This window comes from Neorhizobium sp. LMR1-1-1.1 (assembly GCF_040675795.1).
Classification (GTDB): Bacteria; Pseudomonadota; Alphaproteobacteria; order Rhizobiales; family Rhizobiaceae; genus Neorhizobium; species Neorhizobium cellulosilyticum.
The window spans coordinates 97191-106141 of record NZ_JBEGHE010000019.1 but is presented as its reverse complement, the minus strand read 5'-3'; the positions used below and the strand labels follow the sequence as shown (position 1 = coordinate 106141).

The following is an 8951-nucleotide window of genomic DNA, read 5'->3' as shown; positions in this document are numbered from 1 at the left end:
CTTCAAAGCCGGACTTCGCGTTCGTCGATATCCACTTGATGGACGGCCCGACCGGGATCGATGTCGGGCGCGAGCTGGCGGCTGCCGGGATACCCTATGTATTCGTCAGCGGAAACATCAAACGGATACCGGAAGATTTTGCCGGCGCCCTCGGGGCAATCGAAAAGCCCTACACGATGAACGGCATGAAGAATGCGCTGGTCTATGTCTCGGCAATCATCCAGGGGGGACGATAGCGGTGCCCCACCAACAAGCCTAGTGCTGGCGGAGGATGCAAATGCTGGCCGACGTTCTGCCTGAACGTCGGGGACGCGGTTGAGTCGACCTTATGACGACGCCGGAGATTGGAAGACGTCAGTGTCACGGCGTGCGATTGCCACTGTGTTCCGTTGGATCGTAACTAATATCGAAGTCCTTCTCCTTCTTCTGGCCCGGCGGCGTCCGATTGACGGTCGCGTCTTCGGAACCCGTCACAACTGTCGGCTTAGCGCTGTGTACGCCAGTCGCGTGGGGATCTGCCTGCGAAGGTGCGGACTGGCCCTTTGCATCATCCTGTGGCTTTGCTATTTGCTTTCTCCATTGTTTGAGATTTCCGCATCAGATGATCGGTTTGCCGCCGGTAACTGCGATGGTTGCTCCCGACACATAGCTCGACAGCGGATCAGCCAGCATCACGTAAGCAGTCGCGACTTCGGCGGGCTGGCCGGGCCGTTGCATCGGTACCTGCTTGCCGAAATTCCTGACATTCTCATCGGGCATGGTGGACGGAATGAGCGGTGTCCAAATCGGCCCAGGCGCGACGGAATTAGCTCGGATGCCTTTGTTGGCCAGCATCTGAGCAAGACCTGCTGTAAAATTTTGAATAGCGCCCTTTGTCGTGGCATACGCGAGCAGATGTGGACTCGGACTATCGGCATTGATCGACGTGGTGTTGATGATGGCGCTGCCAGGCTGCATGTGTGGCACGGCGGCCTTCGTCAGGTAAAACATCGCATGGATGTTGGTGCGGAACGTCACTTCCCACTCTTCGTCTGAAATGTCCCCGATTTCGCTGAAGCTCGCCTAGTGGGCGGCGTTGTTGACGAGGATATCGATGCCGCCGAGCTCCGAGACCGCTGTGTCGATTATGTGTTCGCAGTGTGGAGCGTACTGAATGTCGCCAGGCACTAAGATCGCCTTGCGTCCGGCCTTCTCGACCCAGGATTTTGTCTCCTCAGCATCCTTGTCTTCGTCCAGATATGAGATCAGGACATCGGCGCCTTCCCGAGCGAAGGCGATCGCGACGGCGCGCCCTATGCCACTGTCCCCGCCAGTAATCACGGCCCTTTTTCCCGACAGGCGGCCGGAGCCTCGATAGCTCACTTCACCATGATCGGGCAGGGGGGACATCGCTTCAGTCGTGCCGGGCATGTCCTGTCGTGGAGTGTCAAAAGGCGGTGTTGGATAGTTGGTCATTTTCACTCTTTGCATTTAGAAAATGGGAAAGGCGGGCATCTCGCGATGCCCGCAATTGTCACAATTATGCGCTGCGCGCCTGCGCCGGATGACGGCCTTCGGCAAATTCCTCGATGATCTTGGCGCAGAATGCCGGGAGGTCATCCGGGGTCCGGCTGGTGACCAGTCCTTTGTCCGTTACAACTTCCTGGTCGATCCAGGTGCCGCCGGCATTTCGGATGTCGGTCGACACCGTCGGATAGGAGGTCAGCGTGCGCCGTTTCACCACGCCGGCCTCTACAAGAATCCACGGACCATGGCAGATGACGCCGACTGGCTTTTGCTGGACAAAGAAGTCGTGGACAAAAGACACTATCTGCGCGTTGCCGCGCAATGTATCTGCTCCGACGCTGCCGCCCGGGATGACCAAGCCATCGAAATCAGATGCCGAGACTTCGGCGACGGTCTTGTCGATCGTGAAGCTCGAACCCGGGTCAAGATCGTTGTTGACCGTCTGGACCTCGCCCGCTTCTACGCCGACTACAGTGACCGTTGCGCCAGCCGCTTCGACGGCGTTCTTCGGCTCGACAAATTCCGGTTCTTCGGTACCTCGGGGCGCCAGCAGGATTGCGATCTTCTTGCCTTCCAGGGTCATGCTATTCTCCGTTTGTTGTAGGCAATCACGGCGCTCGGCCGGTTGAGATACGTAAACGCGTGACGCGCACTCTGATCCGGGCCGCCGTGTCTGAGTGAAGGTATGGTGTTGGGTCGTGTGACCTCAGGAGAACCGTCACACCGGTGGAAGGTTCCTGGATTGGTGTGCGACGTATTTTCGCCGGCTCACGTCGAAGCTGACGATCGATAGTGAATGGTTAGATCACGAGGCGCTCCTGACCACGGAGTCTTCAGGGGCTGTACGATACCGCACGGTTGATGGCCTGATGCGGAACCTGTCAGACGTTAAGCCGTTTTGTACGGCCTTCCATCACAACAAGCTCGTCGAGCCTCATGACACGTATCGCCATCATTGGTTCCGGTCCCACCGGCATCTACACCCTCATGGGCCTAGTTGCCTCTCAGCAATCGCTTACGATCACTGTGTTCGAAGAGCTACCAGATCCCGGGAAAGGCACGCCCTATCATCCGGCGGTCAATGATAAGGCGATGCTTGCCAACATCGCGAGCATCGAAATCCCTCGCGTCGTCGATACGCTTATCGAATGGCTGAGTGGACATTCTGATGCCGCCTTGCAGCAGCTCGGACTTGAACGGGCACGGATCGGTGAGCGCGAATTTTATCCCCGCGTCGTGCTTGGAGAGTTTCTGGCAGCTCAGTTCTGGAAGCTGGTCGATCAGGCGAAAGCCCGCGGCCATAGCGTGATCATCAGGGCGAGCACCAAGATCACCGATATTCGCCTGGAGAAATCTCATGTCGCCCTGGTTGCACGCCAAGGTGATGAACCGGAAACCACGGAAAACTTCGACCATGTCGTCATGGCGACTGGTCATGATTGGCCGGAAAACACGGAGGTAACGCCGGGCTACTTTATCTCGCCTTGGCCCGCCAGCGCCATCAAGCGCATCGGGCCGGTGGAGGTGGGCATTCTCGGAACGTCCCTGAGCGGCATCGATGCTGCTGTCACGGTTGCCACCGCTCACGGGATCTTCCTGCGTGATGAGCAAGGGCAGCTTGCTTATCAGCCCACGACCAACGGCCTTCACATGACAATGATGTCTCGGAAAGGGCTCTTGCCGGAAGCAGACTTCTTCTGCCCGATACCCTACGAACCTCTCCAGTTTTGCACGCCGGAGGCCGTCGATGCTGCTATCTCGCGGGGACCGGCAGGTTTATTGGACAATGTATTCGAGTTGTTCAGAGCCGAGCTCGGGGCGGCTGACTCGGACTACGCATCATCGATTGGCCTGGGACTTGCAACAATCGAAGACATTGCTGCGCGATACTTCCGCAAACGGGAAGCAATGGACCAGTTCATCGCAGCGGCCCGAAATCTCGCCGAGGCGAAGAAGAACAAGGTGGAGAGGATCACGGTTCCGTGGCGGTACACGATCCTTCGCATGCACGAAGTGATAGCAAGCGCCGTTCAACATCTCGATGCCGAGGATCTGAAGCGCTTTCATACGCACTTCAAGACGGTGTTTGTCGATGACTATGCGACCGTTCCCCACGAATCCGTCGAGCGTCTGCTAGCGCTCCACAACGCCGGAGCGCTCGATATCATGACGCTTGGCACCGACTATGAGATCGATCGGCCGGAGAACAGTCCAGGCGTGACGGTCACTGTCGAAGGGCGTCAGACCCATTATGCGGCATTTATCGATGCGACGGGGCAGCATGCGGCCTCCGCCTCCGATCTCCCGTTTCCGAGCCTGAAACATCCCGGCCTCGTCAAAGAATCCGCGACGGAAACGTCAGCGGAGATGTCAGCACATCTGAGACGCACCGGTGGGATCGATGTTGACCAAGCATTTCGGCCCATCATCGATCAGCCTGTCTCAAGAAACCTCTACTGTGTCTCGGTTCCATTCTTGCTGCACAAGCTCCCTTTCATTCAAGGCATTACGAGTGCACGTGACATGGGAGACATCGTCTCAAAGGCGATCATTGCGGCAACACAAAAAGCAGACAACTCTCTGATTACGGCGTTGGATCAGGAAAATACAAACTCGTCGCCGACCGATAGTCTGCCAGCCTGTGCAATGGAGGCATAGACTCCAAAGCATCGGCCGCGCTGCCTGACGATTGTCCGCAGAATTTCCGGTTCTTCAGGCAATCCCGGCTGCGCCACCATAGTCATGCCGCACCGCTTGGTCCTTTCGGTGATGTTTCCCATGACACCGCCACAGGCCCAGCTCCGACCCAGCCAATCCTCCTCATAACTTTCGGTCTCTAATACGACGTTAGGCCTGAACCGTCGGCGGTCTATCTGGCTGCCTGGGGTGAGCGATGCCAGATCTGTAAGGCTTTTGGTAGTCAGGAAGTGGAGTGACGCAAGGTCATACCTCGGTTGCAAAAAATTGGCTGTCGACCCGTCATTTTCGAGAGAAGACCCTTTGGGCCGAACGCCGCATCGAAATCCCATGAGTTCGCTTAGTGCAACGTCGAGGCTGGGGCCGATCGTTTTCATTTTCCACGTACTTGATGAGACCAGCACCTCATCGCCAGATCTACGTGCCGACAGCATCAGGGCAGGGCGCCAACGTGGTGTCGTTTCCGGTGAAGCGACCTCTCCGGTATCGAGATCGACCAGGAGGTGCGTGCGATCTCCGTCGATCCCATCATCGCCGACCGAAGCCGCATTCAGACCCTCACCACCGATCGAGGATATGGGATAGCGCCAGATCTCTTTGACTGTGCCCACGGTCTCACTCATCCAAAGGCCCCTCGCGGTTATTGACAGCGTGGAACACCGCCTGCTGCCTCCGGGTTCCCTATCGGTATGATGTGTTGAAAGGTTTTCGGATGGCGGAGATTATTTGCGCGGCGTTTATCGACAATGGACGGGTGCTGCTTGTGAGGCGCGCAGCCCATCGAAAATGGTCTGCGAACAAGTGGGATCTGGTCGGCGGTCATGTCGAGAAGGAAGAGGGGCTCGATGTCGCGCTGGTTCGCGAATGCCAGGAGGAGGTGGGCTTGACGCCACGCGCCTTTGATCACGTCGCCACGCTATATGAAGACGACGATCGGAAGAAAAGGTCGCCCTTCCATATTTTCAGGGTGCCGCTGTGGGACGGCGGCACTGCGCAATTGTTGGGACACGAGCATTCCGAGCTTGGCTGGTTTGCAATTGACGACTTCCTTGAAACCGAGCTTGCGTTCGAAGCCTATCGGGACGTGGTGCGCCCTCTGCTGGAAGTACACCGATAAGACCTATGCTGATCGGCGCCGGCGATTTGTACGTTGCCGTACGAAACTGACTATCACTCGTTTCCCTCGGAACTGAGATCGAAAGGCGTCGTTCTGATCCGGGATCTTCAATCAGGAAGACCAAGTTCCAGGGATTACGCAAATGAAACATGTCCTTCTCACGGCAGGCCTCGTCCTTTGCGCTGGCGGCGCTTTTGCGCAGTCGGCAACAGAGTCAACCGGCGTGAACTCAGCTCTCGGTGTCGCACCGAAAACCGAGGACTTCATCATGGAGGCCTCCGCCAGCGACGTCTTCGAGATCGAGTCCAGCAAGCTTGCGCTGCAAAAGGGAAATGACGCGACGAAGGGATTCGCACAGCAGATGGTCACCGATCACGAGAAGACCACCGCAGAGCTCAGGGCGCTGCTCGCTTCCGGCAAGGTGCAGGGCAACCCTGTTGCAACGCTGACCGAGGATTTCAAGGAGGAGGTGGACGAGCTCGCCAAGCTCGACGGTGACAACTTCAGCGAGGAGTATATCGACGACCAGGTCGAAGCACACGAGGATGCCGTCGATCTGTTCAAGCGTTACGCCGAAGGGGGCGAGAATGCCGAGCTGAAGGCGTGGGCGGCAAAGACCCGGCCCGCCCTGGAGCATCATTACCAAATGGCGCAGGACCTCGATAAGTAGCCTCGTCTCATACGGCCGCTGTCACGCGGCCGGTTCTTTTTCTCGACCGCCATCGATCACTCGGAGGGAACAGATATGAAAGCGCTGACCTGGCATGGAAGCGGCGACATTCGCTGCGAGCAGGTAGACGACCCCGTCATCCAGGATGACCGCGATGCGATCATCAGGGTGACGAGCTGTGCCATCTGCGGCTCGGACCTCCATCTCTACGGCGGTTTCGTGCCGGGCATGCACCATGGCGATGTCATGGGCCACGAGACGATGGGCGAGGTCGTCGAAGTCGGTCGCGGAAACTCCAAGTTAAAAATCGGAGACCGGGTCGTCGTCCCGTTTACAATTTCATGCGGTGAATGCCGACAGTGCCAGTGGGGCCAGTTTTCGCTCTGCGAGCGATCCAATCCGAACGGCGCAATGCAAGCAGAACAGATCGGCTATCCGACTGCCGGCTTGTTTGGCTACTCCGAAATGTACGGCCGTTTTCCGGGCGGCCAAGCCGAATATCTGCGCGTACCCTATGCCGACGTCGGCCCGATCAAGGTGCCGGACGGTCTGAGCGACGAGCAGGTCCTGTTTCTTTCCGATATTTTCCCGACAGGTTACATGGCCGCCGAAAACTGCAATATCCAACCGGGACAAACGGTCGCCATTTTCGGTTGTGGGCCAGTTGGTTTGTTTGCGATCAAGTCGGCGTTTCTGCTCGGCGCCGAGCGGGTGATCGCGATCGACACCGTGCCAGAACGCTTAGCGCTTGCGCGAGGGGCGGGCGCGGAGACGCTGGAGTATGCGGATGAAGACCTGCAGCAACGTATCGTTGACATGACCGGTGGAAAGGGACCTGATGCTGTGATCGAAGCCGTCGGACTGGAGAGCCATGGTGCCGGCGGTTTGATGGAGACGATGCAAACGAAGCTGTCGGCAACAGAACGTCCCTACGCTCTAAGCCAGGCCATCCTGGCATGCCGTCCGGGCGGAACGGTTTCACTGCCTGGCGTATTCATCGGGCCGGCCGTCCCCGCGCCGCTCGGCGCGGTTGTCGGAAAAGGGCTGACGCTCAAGACCGGCCAAACCCACGTTCAGAAATACCTCGAGCCGCTGATGGATCTGATCATCGATGGCAAGATCGACCCAACGTTCCTCATCACGCATCGCATCGGTCTCGAAGAAGGGCCAGAAGCCTACAAGACGTTTCGGGACAAAGCCGATGGATGCGTGAAAGTCGTGATCCGTCCCCACGGCTAATCGATCGCGATGTTGAGCTCGGCTCCTGTTTTGGGGCCGAGCTAATAGCGCCAGTCTTGCCGGATGTGCTGCTCGTATTCCTTCTCTGCGATGCCATAGATTGGGCCGGCAAGCTCTCTCAGTTTTTCGATATCCTTGATGAGAATGAGACCGCGCTCTGCCTTGATCGCGTGTTTGCCTTCCAGACGGGACATCGCCTTGGTGCGAACCTGATCGAAAATCATTCGCCGTCTGTCGCTGTCGATCGCCAATCTGCTTATCCTCGATGACGTCGGGAGGCGCTAAAGGAAAACTGCGATCCCCTCCGTGTTGACGACGTAGATGAATTCCTCCCATGCCTCGTGAGCTGAGGCGAAAGATTCATTCCAGTCCGTGAGCTGCTCTTCTAGGCTGGTGACTTCCATCTGCCAATCATCCTTTCCCGCGGGGCGAAAGATTTCCACAACGACGGTGATGCCGCCTTCAGTGTAGCGGCCGGAGAGTTCTGAGCGTTCGGGATGCGGTAGATGCTGATCCATTTGTGTCACTAAAACTGTCTGCAGTTAGCCGATAATATGCAGGCAGTTTTCGGTTGCAAGACTGACGTGAGTGGATCTGATCGAACCTTAGCGGCTCAAATGATCTCCCTTTCTAGTCCCTGATCAGTTCGGTAGGTCAAGAAACGTCGAGCCAAGCAGCGATGTCGGAAATCATCCGAGTCCCGAAGCAATCGAAAGGCCTGTCTGCTTATCTGAGCGGATCATGCCCCCAGTGCATCAAGGAGTAACGCCATGGCGATGTTCTCCGATCTTTCTCGGGCCCTGCCTGCGCAATATGCCGATGCACATAACCGACAATCCTCCTCATGTGAGCAAAATCATCATCAGTCAGATCGGCCTTCTTCTTCATTTTGATTATCGATGATCCTGCGACCCGATGGTGTCCAACTGTCTCGCCGCCGCCATCACCTGACCAGCCAAGTGACTTACTCTCGTCGGTCTTCAACCACTTCTCCAGTTCAGCCGGCGCCGTGTTCACCGCTTCCCGGAAATCGTCCCAGATTTGGTCTCTGTGCGTTACCTTCATGGTCATACTGCACCCGCCTCGACGGCATCGACGGCATCGACGATCGCCGGTTGCAGTTGTCCGTTTTCCTCTCCATCCCAGTATTCGATCGCTTGTGCCGACACTTTAATCAGGACGATTCCGGGAGTCTCGGTCCCTTCTGGGAACCAGCGGTCAAGATCTTTTGTCCAATGCTCTTGAAACTGGGCTTTGTCACGGATCAAGTCAGCTTCTCCGTTTATGGCAACGAAAATGCCCGGTTTACCAAGAATGCTCGGTGGAGCGGTGAAGGTCAGGGTGACCCTGGCGTCACGATTGATGTCTGCGACCTTCTTTGTGTCGACGTACGAGAAGAACCATGAGTCGCCGTCATACTCCACGTCCCCGTTGTTGCTCATCGGTCTGCTGACAATGCTTTCGGGACCATTTGTGTTGAACATGCAAAAGTCGATTTTGCTCAGCTTTTTCGAAAGCTCTTCCATCGTCATCGAAGCCATTGGACCCTCCTGGAACTGGTCTGGCCTAAACCTTCTGCAAGTGCCTTCGTTCCTCATCGGCGTCGGGGCTGAGACCGAAAGGACAGGCGAGGGGCCTTACCCGTCCGTCACGGTATCGGACTTGGCCCGCGGCGAAAAACCGCCTTTATCAAGCGGATAACACGTCGGGCCGGGCGGTATG

The 8951-nt window shown here is 57.2% G+C and carries 11 protein-coding genes and 2 pseudogenes; 5 read left to right on the top strand and 8 right to left on the bottom strand.

The window, feature by feature from the left end; translation table 11 throughout:
* Positions 1-300 (top strand): annotated as a pseudogene (locus tag MRBLMR1_RS11180) (response regulator); the annotation flags it as partial.
* 60 nt (positions 301-360) lie between these two features.
* On the opposite strand, the gene MRBLMR1_RS11175 reads toward MRBLMR1_RS11180, so the two are convergent.
* The 3 genes and pseudogenes from MRBLMR1_RS11175 to MRBLMR1_RS11165 all read right to left on the bottom strand — a co-directional run bounded on the left by MRBLMR1_RS11175 (position 361) and on the right by MRBLMR1_RS11165 (position 2089).
* Entirely contained in the window at positions 361-567 is a 207-nt protein-coding gene (locus MRBLMR1_RS11175; RefSeq protein ID WP_500064670.1) for a hypothetical protein, read from the bottom strand.
* Positions 568-597: 30 nt separating this feature from the next.
* A pseudogene (locus MRBLMR1_RS11170) lies at positions 598-1455 on the bottom strand (SDR family oxidoreductase).
* A gap of 64 nt (positions 1456-1519) precedes the next feature.
* Positions 1520-2089 (bottom strand): type 1 glutamine amidotransferase domain-containing protein, encoded by a 570-nt coding sequence (locus MRBLMR1_RS11165; RefSeq protein ID WP_148144941.1) that lies wholly within the window; start codon positions 2087-2089, stop codon positions 1520-1522.
* Between the two features lie 353 nt (positions 2090-2442).
* On the opposite strand from MRBLMR1_RS11165, the gene MRBLMR1_RS11160 reads away from it, so the two are divergent.
* Positions 2443-4164, top strand: a complete 1722-nt coding sequence (locus MRBLMR1_RS11160) for an FAD/NAD(P)-binding protein (RefSeq protein ID WP_500064663.1) — start codon at positions 2443-2445, stop codon at positions 4162-4164.
* On the opposite strand, the gene MRBLMR1_RS11155 is transcribed toward MRBLMR1_RS11160, so the two are convergent.
* Positions 4104-4826: an MOSC domain-containing protein gene (locus MRBLMR1_RS11155; protein WP_183688542.1), complete on the bottom strand. Its 723-nt coding sequence runs from the start codon at positions 4824-4826 to the stop codon at positions 4104-4106. The genes MRBLMR1_RS11160 and MRBLMR1_RS11155 overlap by 61 nt on opposite strands.
* Before the next feature lie 89 nt (positions 4827-4915).
* Between MRBLMR1_RS11155 and MRBLMR1_RS11150 the strand changes: the two genes are divergently transcribed.
* The 3 genes from MRBLMR1_RS11150 to MRBLMR1_RS11140 all read left to right on the top strand — a co-directional run bounded on the left by MRBLMR1_RS11150 (position 4916) and on the right by MRBLMR1_RS11140 (position 7229).
* Positions 4916-5320, top strand: a complete 405-nt coding sequence (locus MRBLMR1_RS11150) for an NUDIX domain-containing protein (RefSeq protein WP_500064661.1) — start codon at positions 4916-4918, stop codon at positions 5318-5320.
* 142 nt (positions 5321-5462) lie between these two features.
* A complete protein-coding gene (locus MRBLMR1_RS11145) occupies positions 5463-5990 on the top strand; it encodes a DUF4142 domain-containing protein (protein WP_500064659.1) in 528 nt (175 codons plus the stop codon).
* 75 nt (positions 5991-6065) lie between these two features.
* Positions 6066-7229 (top strand): zinc-dependent alcohol dehydrogenase, encoded by a 1164-nt coding sequence (locus MRBLMR1_RS11140; protein WP_148144946.1) that lies wholly within the window; start codon positions 6066-6068, stop codon positions 7227-7229.
* A 41-nt stretch (positions 7230-7270) separates the two neighbouring features.
* On the opposite strand, the gene MRBLMR1_RS11135 is transcribed toward MRBLMR1_RS11140, so the two are convergent.
* From MRBLMR1_RS11135 to MRBLMR1_RS11120, 4 genes are all read right to left on the bottom strand, one after another.
* Positions 7271-7480, bottom strand: a complete 210-nt coding sequence (locus MRBLMR1_RS11135) for a hypothetical protein (RefSeq protein ID WP_148144947.1) — start codon at positions 7478-7480, stop codon at positions 7271-7273.
* A 30-nt stretch (positions 7481-7510) separates the two neighbouring features.
* Positions 7511-7747, bottom strand: a complete 237-nt coding sequence (locus tag MRBLMR1_RS11130) for a hypothetical protein (protein ID WP_148144948.1) — start codon at positions 7745-7747, stop codon at positions 7511-7513.
* A gap of 208 nt (positions 7748-7955) precedes the next feature.
* Positions 7956-8300 (bottom strand): DUF3140 domain-containing protein, encoded by a 345-nt coding sequence (locus MRBLMR1_RS11125; RefSeq protein ID WP_500064656.1) that lies wholly within the window; start codon positions 8298-8300, stop codon positions 7956-7958.
* Positions 8297-8770, bottom strand: coding sequence for a pyridoxamine 5'-phosphate oxidase family protein (locus tag MRBLMR1_RS11120; RefSeq protein ID WP_148144949.1), 474 nt, complete (start codon positions 8768-8770; stop codon positions 8297-8299). The genes MRBLMR1_RS11125 and MRBLMR1_RS11120 overlap by 4 nt, the downstream gene beginning before the upstream one ends.
* Between the last annotated feature and the right edge of the window lie 181 nt (positions 8771-8951).

What these genes read in the sequence shown, in the direction of transcription:
- MRBLMR1_RS11165 (WP_148144941.1), bottom strand. Translation starts at nt 2,089, where the DNA reads ATGACCCTGGAAGGCAAGAAGATCGCAATCCTGCTGGCGCCCCGAGGT.
- MRBLMR1_RS11160 (WP_500064663.1), top strand. Translation starts at nt 2,443, where the DNA reads ATGACACGTATCGCCATCATTGGTTCCGGTCCCACCGGCATCTACACC.
- MRBLMR1_RS11155 (WP_183688542.1), bottom strand. Translation starts at nt 4,826, where the DNA reads ATGAGTGAGACCGTGGGCACAGTCAAAGAGATCTGGCGCTATCCCATA.
- MRBLMR1_RS11150 (WP_500064661.1), top strand. Translation starts at nt 4,916, where the DNA reads ATGGCGGAGATTATTTGCGCGGCGTTTATCGACAATGGACGGGTGCTG.
- MRBLMR1_RS11145 (WP_500064659.1), top strand. Translation starts at nt 5,463, where the DNA reads ATGAAACATGTCCTTCTCACGGCAGGCCTCGTCCTTTGCGCTGGCGGC.
- MRBLMR1_RS11140 (WP_148144946.1), top strand. Translation starts at nt 6,066, where the DNA reads ATGAAAGCGCTGACCTGGCATGGAAGCGGCGACATTCGCTGCGAGCAG.
- MRBLMR1_RS11130 (WP_148144948.1), bottom strand. Translation starts at nt 7,747, where the DNA reads ATGGATCAGCATCTACCGCATCCCGAACGCTCAGAACTCTCCGGCCGC.
- MRBLMR1_RS11125 (WP_500064656.1), bottom strand. Translation starts at nt 8,300, where the DNA reads ATGACCATGAAGGTAACGCACAGAGACCAAATCTGGGACGATTTCCGG.
- MRBLMR1_RS11120 (WP_148144949.1), bottom strand. Translation starts at nt 8,770, where the DNA reads ATGGCTTCGATGACGATGGAAGAGCTTTCGAAAAAGCTGAGCAAAATC.